This window comes from Streptomyces sp. NPDC058240, assembly GCF_042882135.1.
Lineage (GTDB): Bacteria > Actinomycetota > Actinomycetes > Streptomycetales > Streptomycetaceae > Streptomyces.
In genome coordinates this window covers 101,247-123,898 of record NZ_JBHVWT010000013.1, presented here as the reverse complement: position 1 = coordinate 123,898, position 22,652 = coordinate 101,247, and the positions used below count along the sequence as shown (strand labels likewise).

Annotated in this window: 20 protein-coding genes; 14 read left to right on the top strand and 6 right to left on the bottom strand. The window is 71.3% G+C overall.

Features of this window, described 5'->3' with window-relative positions; translation table 11 throughout:
• Positions 1 to 114 precede the first annotated feature (114 nt).
• The gene (locus tag ACFVX4_RS21860; RefSeq protein WP_389979853.1) at positions 115 to 555 is read left to right on the top strand and encodes an adenylyltransferase/cytidyltransferase family protein; all 441 of its coding nucleotides are present in this window, start codon (positions 115 to 117) and stop codon (positions 553 to 555) included.
• Here the strand turns inward: ACFVX4_RS21860 and ACFVX4_RS21855 are convergent.
• Positions 530 to 1,264, bottom strand: coding sequence for a CDP-alcohol phosphatidyltransferase family protein (locus ACFVX4_RS21855; RefSeq protein ID WP_389979850.1), 735 nt, complete (start codon positions 1,262 to 1,264; stop codon positions 530 to 532). The two genes, ACFVX4_RS21860 and ACFVX4_RS21855, sit on opposite strands and share 26 nt — an antisense overlap.
• A gap of 137 nt (positions 1,265 to 1,401) precedes the next feature.
• Entirely contained in the window at positions 1,402 to 2,097 is a 696-nt protein-coding gene (locus ACFVX4_RS21850; RefSeq protein ID WP_389979847.1) for a ribonuclease H, read from the bottom strand.
• A gap of 132 nt (positions 2,098 to 2,229) precedes the next feature.
• Here ACFVX4_RS21850 and ACFVX4_RS21845 point away from each other — a divergent pair, with 132 nt between their 5' ends.
• Positions 2,230 to 2,421, top strand: coding sequence for a DUF6381 family protein (locus tag ACFVX4_RS21845; RefSeq protein ID WP_389979844.1), 192 nt, complete (start codon positions 2,230 to 2,232; stop codon positions 2,419 to 2,421).
• Positions 2,422 to 2,594: 173 nt separating this feature from the next.
• On the opposite strand, the gene ACFVX4_RS21840 is transcribed toward ACFVX4_RS21845, so the two are convergent.
• Complete coding sequence (locus ACFVX4_RS21840) at positions 2,595 to 3,143, bottom strand: nucleoside deaminase (protein WP_389979841.1); 549 nt, start codon at positions 3,141 to 3,143, stop codon at positions 2,595 to 2,597.
• A gap of 128 nt (positions 3,144 to 3,271) precedes the next feature.
• On the opposite strand from ACFVX4_RS21840, the gene ACFVX4_RS21835 reads away from it, so the two are divergent.
• The 12 genes from ACFVX4_RS21835 (at position 3,272) to ACFVX4_RS21780 (ending at position 19,901) form a co-directional block, all read left to right on the top strand.
• The gene (locus tag ACFVX4_RS21835; protein WP_389979838.1) at positions 3,272 to 4,237 is read left to right on the top strand and encodes an antibiotic biosynthesis monooxygenase; all 966 of its coding nucleotides are present in this window, start codon (positions 3,272 to 3,274) and stop codon (positions 4,235 to 4,237) included.
• 81 nt (positions 4,238 to 4,318) lie between these two features.
• The gene (locus ACFVX4_RS21830) at positions 4,319 to 5,698 is read left to right on the top strand and encodes an FAD-binding oxidoreductase (protein ID WP_389979835.1); all 1,380 of its coding nucleotides are present in this window, start codon (positions 4,319 to 4,321) and stop codon (positions 5,696 to 5,698) included.
• A gap of 66 nt (positions 5,699 to 5,764) precedes the next feature.
• On the top strand, positions 5,765 to 6,727 hold the full coding sequence (locus tag ACFVX4_RS21825; protein ID WP_389979832.1) for a PmoA family protein: 963 nt from the start codon (positions 5,765 to 5,767) through the stop codon (positions 6,725 to 6,727).
• Positions 6,721 to 7,686, top strand: a complete 966-nt coding sequence (locus ACFVX4_RS21820; RefSeq protein WP_389979829.1) for a D-2-hydroxyacid dehydrogenase — start codon at positions 6,721 to 6,723, stop codon at positions 7,684 to 7,686. The genes ACFVX4_RS21825 and ACFVX4_RS21820 overlap by 7 nt, the downstream gene beginning before the upstream one ends.
• A 12-nt stretch (positions 7,687 to 7,698) precedes the next feature.
• Positions 7,699 to 8,940 carry a mandelate racemase/muconate lactonizing enzyme family protein gene (locus ACFVX4_RS21815; RefSeq protein ID WP_389979826.1) on the top strand — a complete coding sequence of 414 codons (1,242 nt, stop codon included), beginning with the start codon at positions 7,699 to 7,701 and terminating at the stop codon, positions 8,938 to 8,940.
• Positions 8,941 to 9,027: 87 nt separating this feature from the next.
• Positions 9,028 to 10,098, top strand: a complete 1,071-nt coding sequence (locus tag ACFVX4_RS21810; RefSeq protein ID WP_389979823.1) for a LacI family DNA-binding transcriptional regulator — start codon at positions 9,028 to 9,030, stop codon at positions 10,096 to 10,098.
• A 201-nt stretch (positions 10,099 to 10,299) separates the two neighbouring features.
• Positions 10,300 to 11,472, top strand: coding sequence for a LacI family DNA-binding transcriptional regulator (locus ACFVX4_RS21805; protein ID WP_389979820.1), 1,173 nt, complete (start codon positions 10,300 to 10,302; stop codon positions 11,470 to 11,472).
• Positions 11,473 to 11,486: 14 nt separating this feature from the next.
• Positions 11,487 to 13,121, top strand: a complete 1,635-nt coding sequence (locus ACFVX4_RS21800) for an FAD-dependent oxidoreductase (RefSeq protein ID WP_389979817.1) — start codon at positions 11,487 to 11,489, stop codon at positions 13,119 to 13,121.
• Positions 13,122 to 13,223: 102 nt separating this feature from the next.
• Positions 13,224 to 14,327, top strand: coding sequence for a Gfo/Idh/MocA family protein (locus ACFVX4_RS21795; protein ID WP_389979814.1), 1,104 nt, complete (start codon positions 13,224 to 13,226; stop codon positions 14,325 to 14,327).
• Positions 14,324 to 15,049: a polysaccharide deacetylase family protein gene (locus ACFVX4_RS21790; RefSeq protein WP_389979811.1), complete on the top strand. Its 726-nt coding sequence runs from the start codon at positions 14,324 to 14,326 to the stop codon at positions 15,047 to 15,049. Before ACFVX4_RS21795 ends, ACFVX4_RS21790 begins: the two co-directional genes overlap by 4 nt.
• A gap of 46 nt (positions 15,050 to 15,095) precedes the next feature.
• Positions 15,096 to 18,107: an alpha-mannosidase gene (locus ACFVX4_RS21785; RefSeq protein ID WP_389979808.1), complete on the top strand. Its 3,012-nt coding sequence runs from the start codon at positions 15,096 to 15,098 to the stop codon at positions 18,105 to 18,107.
• A 54-nt stretch (positions 18,108 to 18,161) separates the two neighbouring features.
• On the top strand, positions 18,162 to 19,901 hold the full coding sequence (locus ACFVX4_RS21780; RefSeq protein ID WP_389979805.1) for a protein kinase: 1,740 nt from the start codon (positions 18,162 to 18,164) through the stop codon (positions 19,899 to 19,901).
• A 179-nt stretch (positions 19,902 to 20,080) separates the two neighbouring features.
• Here ACFVX4_RS21780 and ACFVX4_RS21775 read toward each other — a convergent pair whose 3' ends face one another.
• The 3 genes from ACFVX4_RS21775 to ACFVX4_RS21765 form a co-directional block, all read right to left on the bottom strand.
• Entirely contained in the window at positions 20,081 to 20,710 is a 630-nt protein-coding gene (locus ACFVX4_RS21775; RefSeq protein ID WP_389979802.1) for a hypothetical protein, read from the bottom strand.
• Positions 20,707 to 21,417 (bottom strand): hypothetical protein, encoded by a 711-nt coding sequence (locus ACFVX4_RS21770; RefSeq protein WP_389979799.1) that lies wholly within the window; start codon positions 21,415 to 21,417, stop codon positions 20,707 to 20,709. Before ACFVX4_RS21770 ends, ACFVX4_RS21775 begins: the two co-directional genes overlap by 4 nt.
• A gap of 115 nt (positions 21,418 to 21,532) precedes the next feature.
• Positions 21,533 to 22,507 carry an acetylxylan esterase gene (locus ACFVX4_RS21765; protein WP_389979796.1) on the bottom strand — a complete coding sequence of 325 codons (975 nt, stop codon included), beginning with the start codon at positions 22,505 to 22,507 and terminating at the stop codon, positions 21,533 to 21,535.
• Positions 22,508 to 22,652 lie beyond the last annotated feature (145 nt).

Below are 22,652 nucleotides of genomic sequence, written 5' to 3'. Positions count from 1 at the left end.
AGTAAGGTCGTTGCACCATCAACACCGATACCGATCTCCCGCCGCACCGGATGCCATGTCCGGACAACTGCCGCGGGACACGGACATCGCGTTCACCGTGGGGGGAGAGAACGGATGGCGCACAGGGTCGGCTACGCGCCGGGGGTCTACGACCTGTTCCATGTGGGGCACCTCAACATCCTGCGGCATGCCCGCAGTCAATGCGACTACCTCGTCGCCGGGGTTGTCTCGGACGAGATGGCCGCGCTCGCCAAGGGCCACCGGCCGGTGATTCCGCTGCCGGAGCGCCTGGAGATCGTGCGCAGCGTGCGCTACGTGGACGCGGCGTTCGTCGAGACGGTGCCCGACAAGGTCGAGACCTGGCAGCAGGTGAGGTTCGACGTGATCTTCAAGGGGGACGACTGGCGGGACACGGAGAGGGGAAAACGACTGGAACGCGACTTCGCCGAGGTCGGCGTGGAGGTCGTCTACTTCCCGTACACCGTGCACACGTCCAGCACCCAGCTGCGCCGGGCGCTGGACATGCTCGTCAGTCCGCAGTCCGGAGCGCTCTGAGCTCCTTGAACCACTTGGTGAGGAACGCCACCAGGAACAGCGCGTGCACGACGGCGAGCACCGCATAGCCGATGCGGAACGCGGTGCGGTCGCCGAGGAGCAGGAACACCAGGCAGAACACTCCGTAGTCGGCGGGCAGCAGTGCGACGGCCCGCAGCCGTGAGACCGGGGCGGCGGCGCCGGTGCCCGCACCGGACCGGGTGGTCGCCGCCTTTCCCAGCTGTTCGCGCAGCAGCCCCGCGCAGAAGGTCAGCACGGCCGTGAACAGGAAGCCGAGCGGCAGGAGCAGCCAGCCCTCGCCGGGCACTCCGGAGAACCGCTGGAACGAGATCAGCACGGCGGTGTGGACGAGGATCATCTTGGCGCAGTCCACGACATGGTCCAGCCATTCGCCGTCCGGGCCGCCCCGGCCGGTGAGTCTGGCCAGTTGCCCGTCGGCCGAGTCGAGGGCGAAGCCGATGGCGAGACCGGCGTACACCGCCACCGCCAGCCCGACGGACGGCGGGACGAGCGCCACCGAGGCGATGGCGGCGAAGGTGAAGGCCGCGCTGGTCAACGTGACCTGGTTGGGCGTCAATCCGATCCGGTACGCACCGGCCGCGAACACCCGGCCGGCCGGCCGGTTCACGTACCGCGAGTACAGCGACACCCCCTTGGCCGTCTTCTGCGCACCGCGCAGTTCGCGCAGAACCGTGCCCGTGTTTCCCATCCGCCCCCCAGCGTGCCGCTGTCGTGAGCGGCGTCGGCATCGGCACAGCGATGCGAGGACGCCGCCGCCGGAGCCGCATCATGGCACGCGGACCCGGTCCCGCGCGGCCCATCGCCCGCTCCGGCCGGCGGTGCTTCTCAGGCGGGTGCGGTGCGGCACTCCGGGTGGCCCCAGCCGTTGGGGTTCTTGGCGATCATGTCCTGTGCCGCGTAGGGCTTTCCGCAGTGGCAGCGGCCGGCGAACTTGGCCCGGATGGTTCCGCCGGAACGGGCGGGGCGTGACGCGCTCCCCGCCTTCTTCGTCGCCGTGCCGCCGCGCCGGCCCTCGGTCGCGCGGGCGGGAGCGGGTGTCGGCAACTGCGTGGCACCGTGCGCGGTTCCGGCCGGGCGCTGCGCCACGGCGGCCTCGCTGGCCGCCTGGTCGGCAAGTGCGTTGAGCGGGTCGCCGTCCACCTGGTGGGCGGGAACATAGGTGAAGCGCACGGTCCGGCCGGTCAGCTGGGCGTCGATCCCGGCCACGAGGTCACGGTTGGCCACCGGCTTGCCGGCCGAGGTCTTCCAGCCGTTGCGCTTCCATCCCGGCAGCCACTTCGTCACGGCGTTCATCGCGTACTGCGAGTCCATCCGCACCTCGATCGCCACGGAGGGATCCGTCGACTCCAACAGCTCCCGCAGCGCGGTGAGTTCGGCGACATTGTTGGTGGCGGTCCCCAGCGGGCCCGCTTCCCAGCGCTCGGGGCGCCCCTGCGCGTCGGCCACGACCCATGCCCAGGCCGCAGGCCCCGGATTGCCCTTGGATGCCCCGTCACACGCGGCGATGATGCTTTCGTTCATGCCCTTGATCATGCCAGCGTCGCGGCACCCCCCTTGCAGGCCGTGACTCTGCGTGACGATTCGAGGTGCGGTGGCCCGACGGCGCTGGTTCTCTGATGGAGCCCGCTCTTCCCAACCGCACAAGGAGCGATGATGAGCGTTGCACGTGAATCCGGTGACCGTGCGCAGCAGCTGCGCGAGAAGGCCCGGCACATGACCGAGGCCGCCGAGCGCACCACCGACCCTGAGCAGCGCCAGCGGCTCCAGGAGAAGGCCCGGAAACTCCAGGAGCAGTGCGACCAGCAGGGCAACATGGGCGGCGGAGGCATCCGTCCGCCCAAGTAGCACCCGCCTCTTGGGCGGCGGAGGCATCCGTCCGCCCAAGTAGCACCCGCCTCACGCCAACGGCCGACGTCTTGCCGCTCTTCCATGAGTGTGCGGCAAGCCGTCGGCCGCTGTGCCGGACCGGGCCCGCAGCCCGCCCCCGAATCCCGATTCCCCGGTCCTCGGCCGCTGCTTCAGTACGGGTGCCTGTTCGCCTTGTCCGCCCAGGCCCGGTAGGACGTGTTCCCCAGTTCGGGGTGGATCTGCTCCAGTGTGATGCTGCGCCGTTCCGGCGGCTTGGCAAAGTCCTCGTACTGGTAAACGTCGTCGAAACCGATCTCCTGGGTCGCCTTCCAGTCACAGCTGTAGTAGACGGCGCCGATGCGGGCCCAGTAGATGGCGCTCATGCACATCGGGCACGGTGCGCCACTCGTGTAGATCGTGCACCCCTGCAGCATCCGGGCACGCTCCGGCACGACATCGGGCGAGCCCTCAGGACGCGGCACCAGCTTGAGCGTGTACCGGTCCTGGTACTCCTCGGAGATGCTGGGCGCCTCGGGGTTGAGGAGCTGAACGGCCTTGCGGATGGCTTCGACCTCGCCATGGGCGGTCGGATCGGCGGTGAGAAGCACACGGTTCTGCCCGCGAGCGACGATCTCGCCGTCATTGGTGATCACCGCACCGAACGGCCCGCCCCAGCCCTTCTCGACGGACTCGGTCGCCAGTCGCACGGCTTCGGCCATGAACTCCTTGTGCCCCATCGCAGAACCTCTCGCTCATCGGCTCTTCGCCCACCTGGCGCGACCGTTCCCCAAGGACTAACATTTTCCCAATTTGTCCGATAACTCCCTTTAGAACTAGACTACTCCGTATGAGTGCCCGTGCAAGCCCCGACCCCCGCGGCAGTGCCACGGTCGTCATCTCCCAGAGAGTCCGGGCCGGCCGGAACGACGACTACAAGCGCTGGCAGGAGAAGACCAACGAGGTTGTGCGGGGCTTCGACGGGTTCCAGGGAACGGAGATGTACACACCGGATTCCGGTGACGAGAACGAGTGGGTCGTCGTATTCCGTTTCTCCCGTGTCGAGCAGCTCACCCACTGGCTGGACTCGACGGCACGCCGGCAACTCCTCGACGAGGGCGGCCCGTTGTTCGACGGGCCCGCGACGCAGGAGGTGCTCTCCGGCGGGACGCCGACCGACGACGTCGTCACGGCGGTCGTCTCGCACGATGTACGGCCGGGGCACGAGCGGGACTTCCTGCGCTGGCAGGACAAAATCCTCAAGGAGCAGGAGAACCAACCGGGCTTCATGGGCTCCGAGCTGTTCAGACCGGTGAAGGGCATCCAGGACCGCTGGGTGGTGGCCTTCCGCTTCGACACCCGTCAGCACCTGGAGGCATGGCTCGACTCCGACACCCGCAGGCGGCTCGTCGACGAAGGGCGCGTTCATTTCGGCTCCTACGACGTACGCAAGATCGGCTCGGCGTTCGGCGGCTGGTTCCGCTTCGGTTCGGGCCCGCAGGAGGGTGTACCGCCCAACTGGAAACAGGCCATGTCCGTGGTGCTGGCGCTGTATCCGACGGTGATGATCCTGGAGCTGACGGCAGGCGACTGGTTCAAGGACCTGGGGGTGCCCGGATACATCGCGCTGTTCATCAGCAACGTACTGAGCGTCAGCGTCCTGACCTGGCTGCTGATGCCGCTGGTAAACCGGGCGCTCGCGTTCTGGCTGCTGCCCAGCCGCGCGCGGTCCGTCCGCGTCCATGTGGCCGGGGCCGCGGTCGTGGCGGTGTGCTGCCTGGTGATCATCACGATCTTCGGTCTGACCACCGGTTGATTCCGGCACGCACCGGTCCTTCCGCTTCCTCCGCAGCCGCCTCGGCCCGTGCGATTCCGGGAGAGTGTGATGCGCCAACGGATGCAGGTCACAGACACCGGGGGAACCCACGTCCGGCGGGGCGACGATGCCTACGGAGCGGTGCTGGCGAGCATGGTGTGGAACGGGCTCAAGCCGTCACGGTTCCCGGAGGTCATCGTGCGGGCCGCTTCGGCACGCGATGTCTCCGAAGCCGTCGCACTGGCCCGTTCCCGCGGGCTCCGGGTGGCGGTCCGGTCCGGCGGGCACAGCTGGTGCGGTTCCTCCGTCCGCTCCGACAGCATGCTCATCGACCTCTCCGGGCTCCGGCGGGGCGACATCGACGCGGCCTCGGAGACGGCGACCGTGCAGCCCGCCGTCACCGGCAGCCGGCTCGCCCCGGAACTCGCCGCGCACGGTCTCGCCTTTCCGACCGGGCACTGCGGGTCGGTCGCCGTCGGCGGATATCTCCTCAGCGGCGGTCTTGGATGGAATTCCGGCGCCCTCGGGCCGGCCTGCCGGAGCGTGTACGGGCTCGAAGCCGTGACCGCCGACGGCGAGGTGGTCCGGTGCGACAGGGAAGAGAACCCTGAACTGCTCTGGGCGGCACGCGGGGCGGGGCCAGGCTTCTTCGTCGTGGTCACCCGCTTCCTGCTCCATCTGCACCGGGTTCCCGGCGCGATCGTGTCGACCACTCATGCCTTTCCTCTCGCGCACGTCGAAGAGGTGGCGAACTGGGTCACCGAAACCGCGTCGAGGCTCCGGCCGACCGTGGAGGTGACGCTCGAACTCGCCACAGCCGCCCCGCACATGACCGGGGCGCGACCGCGCCCGAAGGTGGTCGTCGTCATCGCCACCGCATTCGCGGATTCGGCCGAGCAGGCCGTCCGGTCGCTCCGGCCGCTCCGGAACTGCCCCGTCGCGGAGCGCGCACTCTTCGACGCCGTGGACGAGCCGGTCTCCCTCGCCGCTCTCTACGCAGCCTCCGACGACGTCTGGCCCGCACATCACCGCTACGCGGCCGACACCCTGTGGTCGCAGGCGGACCTGGGCACGCTGCTCTCCCGTCTCGGCGACGCGGTCGAGAGCGCGCCCTCCGACAAGTCCCTGGTCCTGGCGCCCGTCTCGCCCGCTTCGCACGACGAGGAACTGTTGCGCGACATGGCGTTCTCGGTACTCGGACCGAGCTATGTGGTCCCGTACGCCATCTGGGACGACCCGGCGCAGGACGAGGTCAACACCCGCTGGCTGCGCGAGGCGATGGGTGCCGTGGAGCCTCTCGGGACGGGCCACTACATCGCCGAGGCTGATCTGACCGCCGACCCCTCCCGCGCGGAGCGCTCGTTCACGGAGCGTGACTGGCAACGTCTGCAGCGGCTGAGGGCACGTCACGACCCTCAGGACGTCTTCCATTCCTACCTGACGCCGGAGGGTTCTTGTTGACGTGCCTCAGGCGAAGGACCTAGGTTGCGGTAAGCGCTTTCCAGCCGCACCCAGGAGACTCGGGACATGAGCAGTCCACTGCGCATCACGCACGCCCACGGGGACCGGATCACGGTCACGGAGGAGCGCGGCGGCATCGACCTGATCAGCTACGTCTACCGTCCGGAAGCGGCGTGGGAGGCCCCCAAGCCGTACATCCACCCCATGCGCACACTGACCGACAACGTTGTCACCGACTATCGGCCCAACGATCACCGCTGGCACAAGGGCCTCCAGATGACAGCCTCCCACCTCTCCGGGCAGAACCTCTGGGGAGGCAACACCTATGTGCACGGCCAGGACTACCAGCCGCTGCCCGAACGGGTCGGGTCGATGGCGCACATCGGATTCGACGAGATCACGGCGGACGCCGGACGCGCGGTCATCGCGGAGCGGCTGAGCTGGCGCCACAACGACGGCACGCGCTGGGCGGACGAGCTGCGCCGCGTCGAACTGCACGACGTCGAGCACGCCGGATCCGGCTCCGGCGCCACGGGCCCGGACACCGGCGGCAGTTGGACGCTGACCTGGTCCAGCGCGATCATCAACCGGCGTACCGAGCCGCTGCAGTTCGGCAGCCCGACGACCCACGGCCGGAAGGCGGCCGGCTACACCGGCCTCTTCTGGCGCGGGCCGCGCGCCTTCCGGGGCGGCCGGATCCTCGGCCCGGACGGGGAAGGCCCGGAGCTGATGGGGACGCAGGCACCCTGGCTGGCCTACAGCGGCGAACACGACGGCACCGACGGTCACGCCACACTGATCTTCCAGCACGCCCCGGAGAACGATCACACGGGAGCGTGCGGCACCCACCCGGCCCACTGGTTCGTCCGCGACGAGCCCTTCGCCGCGGTCGCCCCCTCCTTCGCGTTCCATGAGGAGCTGGAGCTCGCCCCGGGCGACACCCTGGCCCGCCGCTACCGGGTCACCGTGGCGGACGGGGAGTGGGACCGGGAGCGGATCACCGAGTACCTCGCGGATCACCCGTGGTGAACCCGGACGCGGACGGCACCGGCCTGTACGTGGAACTGCCGCTCACCGAGGCCGATCGCGCCCGCCTGCGTGAACTCGGCCCCGGGCCCGTGTGGTTCGCCGAGCCGGGGACCGCGTCGGAGGCGGACGCCCGTGCCCTCGCCGATGCCGGCACAGCGCTCGGCAATCCCAGGGCGGCCTGGGTGGCGAACGCACCCCGGCTGAGGTGGCTGCAGCTCGCCTCGGTCGGGATCGACGGCTATCTCGGTCTTGACTGGCCCGCCCTCGGCCGCCGGCTGACCGTCACCAACCTGGGTGATGTCTTCGCCGATCCGGTCGCGCAGTCGTGCCTGGCGGGCATCCTCGCGCTCCATCGCGGTATCGACCAACTCTCCGGGCTGCGCGCCGAGGCCAGTTGGGCGAAGTCCGCCGTGCGGCCCCGGCTGCGTCTACTGACCGGGGCCCGGGTCCTCGTGCTGGGCCGGGGGTCCATCGCCCGGCGGTTCGCCGAGCTGCTCGGCCCGTTCGGCTGCCCCGTTTCGTACTTCGCACGCGGCTCCGGCGACATCCGCACCCTGGCCGAGCTCGATGAGCAACTGCCGTGCTTCGACGTGGTGGTGGGGCTGCTGCCCGGGACGCCCGAAACGAGCGGACTGCTCGATGCGCGGCGGCTGGCCCTGATGCGGCCGGGGGCCGTTCTGGTGAACGCCGGCCGGGGATCGCTGGTGGACGAGGAGGCCCTGGTGTCCGAGCTGACTTCCGGGCGACTCGGCGGAGCGGTGCTGGATGTCACCGCTGAGGAGCCGCTGCCCGCCGGTCACCCCCTGTGGAGCTGCCCCGGGGTCGCCCTCACCCAGCACACCGCGGGTGGTTCGACGGACGAGAGCACCCGGGTCATCGACCTGTTCACCGACAACTGGCGCCGATTCCATACCGGTTCACCGCTGCGCAACCCCGTGCAGTGGTCCAGAGGATTCTGAGGACGCGACATCATGCCCGAACCCCCTCCCGCACACATCGGCGCACAGGCCGGCGACGGGGTGCGCATCGCCGCGATCCGGCCGGTGCTGCTCAGCGCTCCCTACGCGGATCCGGAGAACCTGGAGGTGCGCCTGGCGCTGCCGACTGGGTGGCGCACGACCGGTCTGGTGGAGGTCACCCTGGACGACGGCACGACCGGGCTCGGCGAGGCCTATCTCGCCGTCTTCGCGCCGCAGGTCTTCGTCTCGACGGTCGAACTGGTCGCCCCCTACCTGGTCGGCCGTCCGGCCGGGGACCTGGCGGGGCGGTACCGGGACATGGTGCTCGTGACGGGCTACTGGAGTCTTCAGGGGGCGGCCCGCCATGTCGTCTCCGCCATGGAGGCGGCCCTGGTCGACGCCCTCGGAAAGCGGGCGGGCGTACCGGCGTACGAGCTGCTGGGCGGCCGTCGTACGGACCGGATCCGGCTCTACGCCAGCGGGGGCGACTCGACCTCCCCGTCGGCGATGGGCGCCGAGATCGCCGCCGTGGCGGCCCTCGGCATCGACACCTTCAAGATCAGGGCGCGGGGCCACGAAGCGGACAAGGCGGTGTGGACGCTGGAGCACGCGGCCGCGCACGGCATCGGTATCGCCATCGACATGGCGCAGAACCTCGAGGACCCCGGCCAGTCGGTGACGGACACCCTGGCGTTCCTCGACACGGTCAGGACCGGCACCCGGTGGCCGGTGCGTTTTCTGGAGGAGCCGCTCGGGCCTGCCCGGACCGCCGCGTACCCCGCTCTGCGGCGGGCGGCCGGCTGTCCGGTGGCGGGCGGCGAGACCGTCACCACCGCGCAGGAACTGCTGGCGCGCATGGCATCGGGGCACTACGACCTGGTTCAGCCGGACGCCACGGTCGTCGGCGGTCTGCACCAGACGCTGGCTGTCTTCGCGGGCGCGGCGGAGCACGGCGTGGAAGCGGTCGTGCATTGCTGGGGCAGCGCCGTGTGCCAGGCGGCCAACTACCACGCCGCCTTCGCCGGCGGCGGGCGGCTGGCCGAATGGCCGATGCCCCGGTATCCGCTGCGGTCGGAACTGCTGGTCGAGCCGTTCCGTCTGGAGGACGGATGTCTGCTCGCTCCGCGGGCCCCGGGGCTCGGAGTCCGGCTCACGCCGGAGATGGAACGGCGGTACGCCTTCCGGGACGATGCCGTCTACCGCTGTGCGACCGCGATGCCGCCGGCCGAACCGGGCCGGTGGCGCACGGGCTGACCCTTCGGGCGGGAGGACGGTCCCGGTGGCGGGTTTCCTATGGCGTACGCAATGGGAAAACGCTTTCAGTGCGGCTATCGTAGCCCTATGCAGAGCCAGGTCAATCGACGTTCCGCCCGTCCCCGCCCGTCGTCCGCCGTGACGCTCCAGCAGGTCGCGCAGGACGCCGGGGTCTCTCTCGCCACGGCTTCACGCGTCCTCAGCGACAGCGACCGCAACGTCACCCAGGAGCTGCAGGAGCGCGTGCTGGAGGCGGCGGCCCGGCTCCGTTACGTGTCCAACGCGCCAGCCCGCGCGCTCGTGCAGTCCACGACCTCCATCGTCGGTCTGGTCGTGCACGATGTGAACGACGCCTACTACTCCGCCATCGCGGCCGGTGTCATGGAGGTCGCCCGCGACCACAAGCTCCTGGTGATGCTGGCCGGGACGTTCCACGAACCGGCGCTCCAGGCGGAGTACGTGGCCCGGCTGCGTGCGCAGCGGGCCCGCGCCGTGGTCCTCGCCGGATCGGGCTTCACCGACGGGAGCCCCGCGCTCGCCCAGGAGCTGGAGGCCTTCGCGGCACAGGGCGGCCGGGTGACCGCGGTCGCGCATCAGGATCTCCCGGTGGACACGATCATGCCGGGGAACCGCGAGGGCGGCCGGGCCGTCGCCGAGCACCTCGCCGGGCTGGGGCACACCGAGATCGGCGTCATCTGCGGACCCCTGGCACTGGTCTCCGTGCAGGACCGGCTGCACGGCTTCCTGGAGCGGGCCGCCGAACTGGGCGTCGTCGTACAGGAACACCACCGCGTCGAGGCCGACTTCACCCGGGACGGCGGGCGGGCCGCGGCGGTGCGGCTGTTCCGCAGGTCGCCGGGGATCACCGCGCTGTTCGCGCTCAACGACGCCATGGCGCTGGGTGCGCTCGCGGCGCTCCGGGACGACCTCGGCCGGAGCGTACCCACCGATGTCTCCGTCGTCGGCTTCGACGATCTGCCGGTGGCCTGTGACGTCACGCCCGCGCTGACCACCGTACGGCTGCCGCTGGAGGAGATCGGCCGCCGGGCGCTGCTGCTGGCCCTCGGCGACGCGACGGTTTCGCCGCGCACGCTCGCCGTGCCTTCGCGTCTGGTGGTGCGGGCCAGCACGGCACCGCCGCCCCGCGTGACCGGCTGAGAGCCTGTCGGGTGACCTCTGATCGGGCGGCCCCTGGGCCGGCCCGAGGCACCGAAATGACGCATTAAAGCGACACGACCTCGGCTTGACGCGCCAAATTGCCGATCCTTTCGCTGCAACCCTCTTGAAATAATGCGTTAACCACCACCACACTGAATTCAGCGTCGCTTGACGCGTCAAATCCGGGAGGGTGGTGGCTGGATGGGTACGTCCGGGCCCAAGTACCAGCGCATCAAGGATGAGTTGCGGGCCGAGGTGGCGCGTGACGAGTACGAGGCCGGTGCTCCGTTCATCACGCAGAACCAGCTGCGCGAGCGCTTCGGCGTCAGCTCCACCACCGCCGTCCGGGCGCTCAACGACCTTGTCGCAGAAGGCCTGTTGGTGCGCCGCCGCGGCCGGGGGACCTTTGTCGCCGACCCCGGGGACCGGGCCGCGGAGCCGGTTCCGTCCCACAGGTCCGGTGTGATCGCCTGCATCATCAGCGGCCAGGGGCCGTACCAGTCGGAGGTGTTGCGCGGGATCGAGTCCGGCTGTTCGGAACGCGGGATGCGGCTGTTCTTCTCGGACTCCGCCGTCCATATGACCGACACCGGGCACGCCGACCAGGGCGCGTCGCTGGCCCGCCAGGACCAGGCGCTGCGCCAGGCCGTCGAGGACCGGGTCGACGGCATCATCCTGTACCCCGTCGAGGACGCGCCCGACGCCGATGTCCTCGACGAGATCAGACGCCTGCGCATCCCGATGGTCCTGGTCGACCGGTACTTTCCGGGGCACGCCATAGACGCGGTCACCGCCGACAACTACCACGTCGGCTACCGGCTCACCGAACATCTGCTGGCCGACGGCCACGAGCGGATCGCGACGCTCTGGGGCGAGACGCACTGCACCAGCGTCCACGACCGGATGACCGGGCACAAACAGGCGCTGCGCGCCCATGGCCAGCCCCTGCTCCCCCAGTTGACCGCGCTGCGCTCGTACACGGCGCTGCCCGAGGACGACCGCAAGCAGCTGCTGGCCGACCTGCTCGGCTCGCCCGAGCCGCCGACCGCCCTGCTGTGCGCCCATGGTTTCGCGGTCGCCACCGCCGCCGCCGATCTGGCCTCGCTCGGCATCGCCGTACCCGACGAGATCGTGCTGGCCGGCATGGACGACGCCGGCCCCTACGATCTGCTGCCGCTCACCAGCTTCGCCGCCCGACTGCCCGCCAGGGAGATCGGCGGCCGGGCGGTCGAGCAGCTGGTCACCCGGATCGCGGAGCGCACGGCGGGCGAGGACCCGTACCGCAGCGCCGAGCAGATCGTGCTTCCCGTCCGGATCAGGACGCGCGAGTCCGTGCCGGTCCGGCTCCGTACCGTCGCCGCCCGCCGGCCCTGAGGGAGGAGACTCCTGTGTTCGCCGCCCCCACCCCCCGTACCCGCGAACTCGGGACCGATGTCCTGGTGGTCGGTGCCGGTCTCGGTGGTCTCGCCGCCGCGCTGACCGCCGTCAGGTTCGGACACCGCGTCGTACTCACCGAGGCGACCGACTGGCCCGGTGGCCTGTTCACCGCGCAGGCCGTGCCGCTCGCGGACGGCCACCGCATCGAACTGGACCCCGTCTCCCCCGGCTACCGCGATCTGCGTGAGCGGATACGCGACTTCTACCGGCGCAACTACCCGCTGTGCCCCGAGCCGTTCGCCGATCCGCTGCTCGACCCCGGTCTCAGCACCACCGGCCATCTCAGCCACGAACCGCGCGCCGCACTCGCGGTCGTCCAGGAGCTCCTCACCCCGCACCTCGCCTCCGGCAGGCTCACCCTGCTGCTCGGCCACCGCCCGGTCGCTGCCCAGGCCGACGGGGACCGGGTGGCCGCGGTCACCCTGGAGGCGGCGGACGGCGAGCCGCTGACGGTCAGCGCCTCCTACGTCGTCGACGCGACGGACCTGGGCGAACTGCTCGGCCTCGCGGGTGTCGAGCACGTCACCGGCGCCGAGTCCCGCGAGGAGACCGGCGAGCCGCACGCGCCCGCCCTCGCCGATCCGCTGGACCAGCAGCCGGTCTCCTGGGTCTTCGCCCTGGACCACCGCCCCGGCGAGGACCACACCATCGACCGGCCGGCCGGCTACGCCCGGTGGTCCGAGGCCTTCTCCTGGGACACCGCGGAACCGGGCGGCGGCCCGGCCCGCTCCGTGCCGCTCTTCCTGCACGAGCCGGACGACGTCCCGCACTGGGCCGCACCGCCCAACGACCGCTGGCACCAGCTGCGGGCGCTCGCCCGGAGCCGGTATCTGCCCGGTACGTTCGACAGCGACATCACCCTGGTCGACTGGGAGCAGACCGCCTACACCCGGCTCCCGCTCACCGGGTCCGGGGACGAGGTGCGGGCCGGGGCCGAGCAGGAGGCACGCGAGCAGGCCCTGTCGTTCCTGTACTGGATGCAGACGAGCGCGCCCCGGCACGACGGCGGTCACGGCTATCCCGAGCTGCGGCTGAGGCCCGATGTCACGGGCACGGTCGACGGCTTCGCCAAGGCCCCGCACGTACGCGAATCCCGGCGCATCCGGGCCGAGTTCACCCTGCTGGAACAGCATCTGACCGCCGCGGCACGGGCCGGGGCGCCGGGCGCCGAGACCTTCACGGACAGTGTGGGCACCCTGCGCTCCCGGATCACACTGCACCCCGGGACCGGTGGCGGTGCGGGGCTGGATCTGGAGTGCCTGCCGTTCCAGCTGCCGCTGGGCGCCCTGCTACCGGTACGGGTGGAGAATCTGCTTCCGGCCGGGCGGAACATCGGCGCCACCCATCTCAGCGCACCCGCGCTCGGCGGGCACGCGGGCCAGTGGAGCATCGGTGAGGCCGTCGGCGCGCTGGTCTCGTACTGCCTGGAGCACCGGCTGCCGCCGCGTGCGGTCCGCGGGAGCGAGTACAGGCTCACCTCCTTCCAGGACCGGTTGAGCACTTCTCTCGGTCTCGCCCTCGACTGGCCGGACCGGCTCCGCACCGGACCCGTGACCAGTGCCGGGGCGCTCTACGCCACCCTCTGACACCCCTGCCCTTCCTTCGGGAAGGGCACCTTCCCGACCTGCTGGAAAACGCTTACCAATCCCGGCGGCTCACGCCCTCAGCCTGGACGGCCCTCTGTGACTGTGACTCCTTATCGTGTACTGCTCGTCGGCGCGGGCAACATCGCCCGTGCCGTCCATATGCCGGCGTTCCTCGAACTCCCCTCGGACTTCGCGGTGGTGGGCGCCGTCGATGCCGATCCCGTGGCCGCCCGCTCCTTCGCCACCGACTTCGCGCTCCCCCACCACTCCACCGATCTCGCCGCGTCGCTGAGCGAGCTCCGTCCCGATCTCGTCGTCATCGCCTCACCGCCCGTCGCCCACCGGGAACAGGTCGTCGCGGCCCTGGCGGCCGGGGCCTGGGTGTGGTGCGAGAAGCCGCCCGCGCTCAGCCTGGCGGAGTACGACGCCATGGCCGCCGCCGAGGGCGAGCACGGTCCGTACGCGCCGATCGTCTTCCAGCACCGGTTCGGCTCGGGGGCCGAGCACGCCAAGGCGCTCATCGCCTCCGGGGAGCTGGGGGCGCCGCTGGTCGCCCACTGCCAGACCACCTGGTACCGCGACGACGCCTATTACGCGGTCCCCTGGCGCGGGAAGTGGGCGACCGAGGGCGCGGGCCCCGCCATGGGGCTCGGCATCCACCAGATCGATCTGCTGCTCGAACTGCTCGGTGACTGGGCGGAGATACGGGCCATGGCGGGCCGGCTGGCCCGTGACGTGGAGACCGACGACGTCACCGCCGCCACCGTGCGCTTCGCCTCGGGCGCGCTGGCCACCGTGGTCAACAGCGCCATCTCGCCCCGCCAGCTGAGTCATCTGCGGATCGATCTGCGCGACGCCACGATCGAGCTGAACCATCTCTACGGATACGGGAACGGCGACTGGACCTACACCCCGGCGCCCGGTGTCGAGCCCGGCCGGGCCGACGGCTGGAGCACCCCGGCCGAGGACGTCCCGAGCTCGCACAGCGCCCAGCTCCGTTCCCTGCTGGCCGACATGCGGGCGGGCCGGCGGCCCAGGGCGAGCGCCGGGGACGGCCGCCGCTCCCTGGAGCTGATCACCGCGATGTACAAGGCGGCGCTCACCGGTCGCCCGGTGCCGGCCGGCGAGATCGTCCCGGGCGACCCCTTCTACACGGCGCTGCACGGCTCGGTACCCGGCTGGGCACCGCAGGAGTCCGGGCGATGACCGACCGTCCGCAGGCCCGCGCCGACCGCGCCCTCCTGCTCACCTTCGACGACCGGCACGTACGCGAATGGGCCGCCGCCGCACCGCTGTTCACGTCCTACGGCGCGCGTGTCACCTTCTTCGTCTGTGAGCCGGACCGGCTCGACCGGGACGAGGTGCGGTTGCTGCGCCGGCTCGCGGACGACGGCCACACCATCGGCTGCCACGGCCTGCGGCACGAGCGCGCACCCGAATTCGTCGCCGCGCACGGTCCGGCCGCCTATCTCGACCGGGAGGTGGTGCCCGCCCTGGACGGGCTGCGCCGCCTCGGCTTTCCGTCCCGCAGCTTCGCCTACCCGTGCAGTGCCCGCGACGAGGACACCGACCGGCTGCTCCTCACGCTCTTCGAGCGGCTGCGCGGCGGAGTGCCCGTCGGCCGCCGCGCCGATCCGTCACTCGCGGACGACCTGCACGTCCCGGCCGGCGATCTCCCCGCCCGGCGGGTCCTGCCGGGCTGTTCGGTGGACTCCGGGCGCGGGAGCCTCGCGTACGGGGACGATCTGAGCGGCGTCGAGGCGGCGCTGCGCCGGACCGCCGGCCAAGGCGGCGTGACCACGCTCTACGCCCACTGCGTCGCCGACGCCCACGAGGCCAACCATGTGACCCCGGCCCGGCTGGAGAGGCTCCTGGCCGTGGCCGACGGGATGTCACTGCCCTGCGTGGGCTTCGACGAGCTCCCGTGAACCACTACCGCGTCGCACACATTTCATTCAGAGGGGCCCTTCACTCATGCATGACGACCGCACACTGACCGAGGAACGGCTCGACCGCGCGCTGCGCGAGCGCATTCGCCCCGCCGTCCACCCCCGTACCGCGCCCCTGGAGTTCGAGGTCTGGCACGCTCCCGGCGAACCGGTGCCCTTCAGCGAGGCGATGGCGGCGCCCTTCAAGCCCGGCGCCATCGGCGACGACTGGGGGCCGGCCTGGGGCACCAGCTGGTTCAGGGTGACCGGCCGCGTCCCGGCGGACTGGGCCGGTGAGACCGTCGAAGCGGTGATCGACCTCGGTTTCGCCAAGGACCGGCCCGGGTTCTCCGCGGAGGCGCTGGCCCACCGGCCGGACGGCAGCGTCGTCAAGGCCCTCAACCCGCGCAACACCTGGCTGCGGCTCGGCGAACCGGTGGCGGGCGGCGAGGAGTTCACCTACATCCTCGAAGCCGCCGCCAATCCGGAGATCCTGGACGGCGTCAGTGCGCTGGGCGACCGGGAGACCGCGGGCAGCGAGCCGCTGTACCGCGTCGAGCGGATGGACCTCGCGGTCTTCGACCGGCAGGTGTGGGAGCTGGTCCAGGACCTGGAGGTGCTCGATCAGCTGATGCGGCAGCTGCCGCTCGGCTCGGCGCGCCGCTGGGAGATCCTGCGCGCGGTGGAGCGCTGCCTGGACGCCCTGGACCTGGACGCCGTGGGCGCGAGCGCGCCCGCCGCCCGGGAGCGGCTGCGCGACGTGCTCTCCTCCCCCGCGCATGCCTCCGCCCACCGGCTGTCGGCGGTGGGTCACGCGCACATCGACTCGGCGTGGCTGTGGCCGCTGCGGGAGACGGTGCGCAAGGTCGCCCGCACCACCTCCAATGTGCTGGCGCTGATGGACGACCGTCCGGAGTTCGTCTTCGCGATGTCGCAGGCGCAGCAGCTGGACTGGCTGCGGGAGCATCAGCCCGCGTTGTACGCCCGGGTGAAGGAGAAGGTCGCCGCCGGTCAGTTCGTGCCGGTGGGCGGGATGTGGGTGGAGTCCGACACCAACATGCCCGGGTCGGAGGCGCTGGCCCGGCAGTTCGTGTACGGCAAGCGGTTCTTCCTGGAGGAGTTCGGGGTCGAGACCGAGGAGGTGTGGCTGCCCGACTCGTTCGGCTACTCGGCGGCGCTGCCGCAGCTGGTGAAGCTCTCCGGTTCGCGCTGGTTCCTCACCCAGAAGATCTCGTGGAACACGACGAACCCGTTCCCGCACCATTCCTTCCTGTGGGAGGGGCTGGACGGCACCCGGGTCTTCACGCACTTCCCGCCGGTGGACACCTATGTGGCCGAACTGTCCGGCGAGGAGCTCGCGCACGCCGAGGAGAACTTCCGGGACAAGGGCCACGCCACGCGCTCGCTCGTGCCGTTCGGCTGGGGCGACGGCGGTGGCGGCCCCACCCGCGAGATGCTGGCGCGCGCCGAGCGGCTCGCGGATCTGGAGGGTTCGCCCCGGGTGGCGATCGAGCGGCCCGCGGACTTCTTCGCCGCCGCCGAGGCGGAGTACGACCGGCCGCCGGTGTGGCTGGGCGAGCTGTATCTGGAGCTGCACCGCGGTACGTACACCTCGCAGGCGCGGACCAAGCAGGGCAACCGGCGCAGCGAGCATCTGCTGCGGGAGGCGGAGCTGTGGGCGGCCACCGCCGCCGTCCGGACCGGATTCCCGTATCCGCACGAGGAGTTGGACCGGATCTGGATGAGCGTGCTGCTGCACCAGTTCCACGACATCCTGCCGGGTTCGTCCATTGCCTGGGTGCACCATGAGGCCGAGGCGACGTACGCCCGGATCGCCGGTGAGCTCGAAGCGGTGATCGGGGCGGCGCAGCGGGCGCTGGCCGGCGCTCCGGAGGAAGGCGGCACGGTCGTGTTCAACGCCGCTCCGCACGGCCGGGCCGGCATCACGGCGGGGGGCGCGGCACTCGCTCCGCAGGACCCGGAGCCGACGGTGGAGGTCGAGGAGCTCGACTCCGGCTTCCGGCTGGACAACGGACTGCTGCGGGTGACCGTGGACGAGCGGGGGCTGGTGGTCTCGGTCGTCGACCTGGTGGCCGGACGCGAGACGGTCGCCCCGGGCTGCGCGGCGAATCTGCTCCAGGTCCACCCGGACCTGCCCAACCGCTGGGACGCGTGGGACGTCGATGCCTTCTACCGCAACACGGTGACCGATCTGACCGAGGCGGACGTGGTGCGCCGCAGCGGCGACGGGGTCGAGGTGGTGCGTACCTTCGGCTCGTCCCGGGTCACCCAGCTGCTGACGCTGCGACCGGGTGCCCGGCGTCTGGACATCGACACCGAGGTCGACTGGCACGAGCAGGAGAAGTTCCTCAAGGCGGCGTTCCCGATCGATGTGCGCGCCGATCACTCCACGGCGGAGACCCAGTTCGGGCACGTCCAGCGGCCGACGCACACCAACACCAGTTGGGAGGCGGCCAAGTTCGAGATCTGCGCCCACCGCTTCCTGCACGTCGGCGAGCCGGGCTGGGGTGCGGCGCTGATCAACGATTCGACGTACGGGCACGATGTGACCCGTACGGTCCGCGAGGACGGCTCGACCACGACCACGGTGCGGCTGTCGCTGCTGCGGGCGCCCCGCTATCCCGACCCGGCAACCGACCAGGGTGTGCACCGGCTGCGGTACGCGCTGCTGCCGGGGGCGACGATCGGTGACGCGGTCCGTGAGGGCTGGCAGTTCAGCCTTCCCGAACGCCGGGTGCCGGGCAGTGCCGGGGTCGCCCCGCTGGTCTCGGTCGACGACGACGCGGTGGTCGTGACAGCCGTGAAGCTCGCCGACGACGGCAGCGGCGATGTGGTGGTCCGGCTCCACGAAGCCCACGGCGGACGGGTCTCGGCGCGTCTGACGACGGGCTTCGCACTGGCCGGGGCGAGCGTCACCGATCTGCTGGAGCGTCCGCTCGCCGACGAGACCGCCGAGGTGGACGGCGATGCGGTACGGCTGGCGCTGCGGCCCTTCCAGATCGTGACGCTCAGGCTCACACCGAACAACGACGTGTGAGGCGTACGGGGCGGGTGCCTACGGCCGCGCACCCGCCCCGTACTCTTTTTTTCCATGAACGCTGGGGGGCCTGTGCGCCGTGTGATCGACGACCGTTTCGAGCTGGTGGACAGGCTCGGCAGTGGCGGTATGGGCATGGTGTGGCGGGCCCACGACCTGGCCCTGCACCGCGATGTGGCGCTCAAGGAGGTGCGGCCCCCGGACCCGGCGCTCGCCGAGAGCGACCCCGAGTCGGCCAGGCTGCTGCGCGAGCGGGTGCTGCGTGAGGCCCGTGCGCTGGCCCGGCTCGACCACCCGGGTGTCGTCACGGTCCACCACATCGTGGACGGCGGCGACGGGACGTACCCGTGGATCGTGATGGAGCTGGTGCCCGGTGCCTCGCTCGCGGAGCGCCTGGCCGAGGGCACGCTCTCCCCGGTCGAGGCCGCCGGGCTGGGCCGCGGGGTGCTGTCCGCGCTGCGCGCCGCCCATGCCGCCGGAATCCTGCACCGCGACGTCAAGCCCGCCAACGTACTGCTGCGGGCCGACGGGAGTCCGGTGCTCACCGACTTCGGCATCGCGGCGATCCGCGAGTCCACCAGTCTGACGGCGACCGGCTCCATCATCGGCTCCCCCGACTACATGGCGCCCGAGCGCATCCGCGGCGAGGAGGGCGACCCGACGTCGGACCTGTGGTCGCTCGGCATGATGCTGTACGTCGCCGTGGAGGGCCGGCATCCGCTGCGCAAGGCCACCACACTGGCGACGCTGGCGGCCGTGCTGGACGAGGAGATCCCGCCGCCCCGGCAGGCCGGTCCGCTGACTCCGGTGCTGGACGCGCTGCTGACCCGGGACACGGCCGCGAGGCCCGGTCCCGAGGAGCTCGACCGGATGCTGGCGTCGGTGGTCGCGCCGACGAGCGAACCGGCCGCGGCGCCCGAACCGAGCCGTGCGGAATCGCGGGATGCCGTACCACCTCGCCAGGACCCGCCCACCCGGCAGGACGCGGTGCCGCCCGGCTTCGGCCAGGCCGGCCCGACCACCGTCCTGCCCACCGCCCCCGTGCGGCGCCCGTCCGGTGCGCAGGGGTCCGTCCGCCGTCCCGTCACCACTCCCCGGCGTTCCGAACCCGCGACGCTGGGGGCCCAGGAGATCCGTCGCCGGGTCCGGCGGGGCCGTGCCGTCGCGATCACCACCGCGCTCGCGGGGACCGCCCTGACCGGCGTCCTGGTGTGGTCGCTGGTGCCCGACTCGGACACGAAGGTCTCCGGCAGCACCCCGTCCGCCTCGGACCGGACCCCGGGCCGTCCGTCCACTGCCGAGGCCGAGGGGAAGGAAAGCGCGCCGAAGGCCGCGGCACCGACCAAGAATCTACTGACGCCCGCCGCCGCGCGGTCCGTCATCGCGGCGCTCAAGCCGGTGATGGGGGGCACCAGGGTCACGTCGTTCTCGCTGTTCGACGTGCACGCGAGCGTCGAGGCCCCGGTCGCGAAGAACAAGGGCCTGTACGACGTCTACACCTACCGGGACGGCAAGGCCGCCCGCGAACGCGCGGGCGGCACCCTCCAGCCGGACGCCAAGTCCGTGGATCTGGAGAAGTTCAACTGGGACGCCCTGCCGGGGCTGATACGCCGGGCGGACAAGGAGCTCGGTGTCGCCGAGCCCACCAGCCACTACGTGGACATCGACCCGGCCTCCCCGTTCGACGGCTTCCAGCCGACGCTCAGCGTCTACGTCTCGGACGAGTACGGCGGTGCCTATCTGCGGGCCGACATCAACGGCAAGGTGCTCAAGAAGTATCCGCGCAACGGCTGAGAGGCTGTCGGGTGACCTCGGATCGGAAAAGCGGACGCGGTCTGGTGCGTGCGGTTCCAAGGCGGAGGAGGGAGGCGACGCGGAGCGTCGTCGACCGACGACAACGCGGGAAGCGTGCGTGCCAGGGCGTGGCCGCCCGGTCCGAGGTCACCCGACAGCCTCTGAGAGGCTGTCGGGGGTCAGCCGAGCAGCCGCACCAGTACCAGCAGCACGGCCGCGCAGACCACGCCCATCACCAGCGTCCAGAAACCGGCCGGGAGCCCGCCGGTCCGGTCCTTGACCTCGGCCGGCGGGGAGGCGCTGTTCGCGCGGGCCAGCCATTCGCGGGGCGGGTTGTTGGGGATGACGACCCGCCAGGGCTGCTCGGGGTCGTACTCGACGACGGCCCTGGACCGGCCCAGCAGGCCCTGCACGTCGAGCGGGTGACAGACCTGGACCCGGTACGCGGGGAGTCCATCGGGCATCACGGTGAGGTCGAAGGCGAACACGGACTTCACCGACCGCCCGTCGAGGACCGGCCGGCCGGTCTTCTTGTCGACGGTCCTCACCCCGTTGACCACGGCGGGCGCGAAGGCCCGCGGTCCGCCGGAGCGCAGCCCCGACATCGCGATGCCCGCCCGCAACGGCTCGGCCACATCACCGAGAATCGCCAGGATCAGGGCCGTCGCCGGGATACCGGTCAGCAGCAGCCAGCGGGGGCCGTCCACGGCGCCCTGGACCAGTGCGGCGAAGGAGACTCCGATGAGAAGGACCGCCACCAGCCTGAGCGAGGCGAAGAGCCTGCGCAGGGACGCTATCGATCGGTTCACGAGATGCGCAGCAGCTTTCGGTGGGGAACCGCGACCCGGGTGAGAGCGGGGTCGCCGGGGCGGTCGGCGTCGTACACGGCGAGGACGTCCCGTCTGAGGGCGATGCGTTCCACGACGGCCGGGACCTCATGGCGCACCCCGGCCTCGTCGTCGAACACCACGGTGACCTCGCCGTACCTGCGGCCCACCGACCGCCAGCCCTCCAGCACCGCGTCGGCCGTGGTGTAGCGGCGGGACAGCCTGCGCAGTCCCGCGGTGCGCCGCAGGCTGACGGCCGCGCCCCACCAGGCGGCGAGGCAGCCCACGCCCGCGACCGACCACAGGAAGTTGAGCCATTGGGAGACGGAGAAATCGCCCAGCGGAAGGAAGATGTGGAAACTGGTGACGGTGGTCCGCTCGACCTGCCCCTCCGCCAACGCGTCGTACCAACCGGCTGCGGCTGCGACGGCGGAGAGTGCGATCATCGCGCCCGGTGCCGCTCGGTGCAGATACCGGGCGGAGAGCAGACCGAGGGCGACGGCGAAGACTGTTCCGAGCATCGGGGACATGGCCGCGAACTGGTCGCTGGCGCAGCCCCCGGTCCCGTCGCAGGCCCATTGCACGCCCGCCGCCTCGTGGCTGGAGATGTACCACATCATCCAGACCTGCCACACCATCAGCGCGCAGGCGATGACACGCATCGCCTGCGCATAGGCTTTCTGCCGCACTGTCCGCCCTTGTCCTCGCCACATCACAGGGCATTGACGTGCCCCGACGGACGATATACGTGCTGTCCACACGCTGTCCGTGATCCACACCACGCCGGCCGGAGCGTGGCAGGGCTCAGGCCTTCCGGTTCAGTGCCTTCGGCACCCAGCGGAGCTGGGCGGTCTCCTGGAACATGGCACCGCCTTCGTGCCCGTTGAACGGGTAGACCTCGATCTCCTTCTCGCCCGGGTACGCGTTGTGGGCGGCGAAGACCGTGGACGGCGGGCAGACCTGGTCCATCAGGGCGACGGAGAAGAGCGCGGGGGCGCTGCCACGTGCGGCGAAGGACACCCCGTCGAAGTACGACAGGGTGCGCAGGACGGTCTCCTCCTTGCCGCGGTGGATCTTGAGGTAGCGGGCTATCTCCGCGTACGGGTTGGAGTCGGTGAGTGTGACGGCCCGTCCGAAGTGGCAGAGGAACGGGACGTCGACGGCGATGGCGGCCAGGTCGGGGACGAGTCCACCGACCGCGAGGGTGATGCCGCCACCCTGGCTGCCGCCGAGCGCGACGGTGCGGGCGGGGTCGGCGAGCGGATGGGACCGGGCCGCTTCCACGGCGCGTACGGCATCGGCGTAGACCCGGCGGTAGTAGTAGCTCTCCGGGTCCTCGATGCCCCGGGTCATGAAGCCCGCGTGGGAGGGGCCCGAGCCGACCGGGTCGGGGGTGTCACCGATGTTGCCGCCGCTGCCCTGGCCCCGCACGTCCATGATGAAGTGGGCGAAGCCCGCCAGCGGCCACATGCCCCAGCAGTGCGGAAGGCTGCGGCCGCCGTTGTAGCCGTGGAACTGGACGACGAGCGGGAGCGGGCCCTCGGCGTTCGCGGGGGCGCTGAACCAGCCCTTGATGGGGTGGCCGCCGAAGCCGGCGAACGTGACGTCCCAGGTGCGCATGCCGGTCAGTCCGGTCTCGACGGGTTCGAAGGAGACCGCGGGGTCGTGGGCGCGGGTCTCGGCGAGGGTCTTCACCCAGAAGGCGTCGAAGTCGTCCGGTTCGTCGATCTGCGGCCGGTAGGCGCGGAGTTCGGGCAGCGGCATGTCGAACAGGGCCATGGGGCTGGTCTCCTCACGGTGGGGTGGCGAACAGTGTGCCGTGCGGTGGTACGGCATGGAGCGGCGGGGGGGGGGGGGGGGGGTGGTTTCTGGCCCCAACCACCCCGCTGTCTGGTCTGGCTCACAAGCGTCGTCTCCCGGAGCT

Excerpts from the sequence above, each read along its gene's own strand:
- ACFVX4_RS21845 (WP_389979844.1), top strand. The coding sequence starts at position 2,230 with ATGAGCGTTGCACGTGAATCCGGTGACCGTGCGCAGCAGCTGCGCGAG.
- ACFVX4_RS21840 (WP_389979841.1), bottom strand. The coding sequence starts at position 3,143 with ATGGCCGAAGCCGTGCGACTGGCGACCGAGTCCGTCGAGAAGGGCTGG.
- ACFVX4_RS21805 (WP_389979820.1), top strand. The coding sequence starts at position 10,300 with ATGGGTACGTCCGGGCCCAAGTACCAGCGCATCAAGGATGAGTTGCGG.
- ACFVX4_RS21835 (WP_389979838.1), top strand. The coding sequence starts at position 3,272 with ATGAGTGCCCGTGCAAGCCCCGACCCCCGCGGCAGTGCCACGGTCGTC.
- ACFVX4_RS21790 (WP_389979811.1), top strand. The coding sequence starts at position 14,324 with ATGACCGACCGTCCGCAGGCCCGCGCCGACCGCGCCCTCCTGCTCACC.
- ACFVX4_RS21860 (WP_389979853.1), top strand. The coding sequence starts at position 115 with ATGGCGCACAGGGTCGGCTACGCGCCGGGGGTCTACGACCTGTTCCAT.
- ACFVX4_RS21850 (WP_389979847.1), bottom strand. The coding sequence starts at position 2,097 with ATGAACGAAAGCATCATCGCCGCGTGTGACGGGGCATCCAAGGGCAAT.
- ACFVX4_RS21780 (WP_389979805.1), top strand. The coding sequence starts at position 18,162 with ATGAACGCTGGGGGGCCTGTGCGCCGTGTGATCGACGACCGTTTCGAG.
- ACFVX4_RS21810 (WP_389979823.1), top strand. The coding sequence starts at position 9,028 with ATGCAGAGCCAGGTCAATCGACGTTCCGCCCGTCCCCGCCCGTCGTCC.
- ACFVX4_RS21785 (WP_389979808.1), top strand. The coding sequence starts at position 15,096 with ATGCATGACGACCGCACACTGACCGAGGAACGGCTCGACCGCGCGCTG.
- ACFVX4_RS21830 (WP_389979835.1), top strand. The coding sequence starts at position 4,319 with ATGCAGGTCACAGACACCGGGGGAACCCACGTCCGGCGGGGCGACGAT.
- ACFVX4_RS21855 (WP_389979850.1), bottom strand. The coding sequence starts at position 1,264 with ATGGGAAACACGGGCACGGTTCTGCGCGAACTGCGCGGTGCGCAGAAG.
- ACFVX4_RS21825 (WP_389979832.1), top strand. The coding sequence starts at position 5,765 with ATGAGCAGTCCACTGCGCATCACGCACGCCCACGGGGACCGGATCACG.
- ACFVX4_RS21815 (WP_389979826.1), top strand. The coding sequence starts at position 7,699 with ATGCCCGAACCCCCTCCCGCACACATCGGCGCACAGGCCGGCGACGGG.
- ACFVX4_RS21765 (WP_389979796.1), bottom strand. The coding sequence starts at position 22,507 with ATGGCCCTGTTCGACATGCCGCTGCCCGAACTCCGCGCCTACCGGCCG.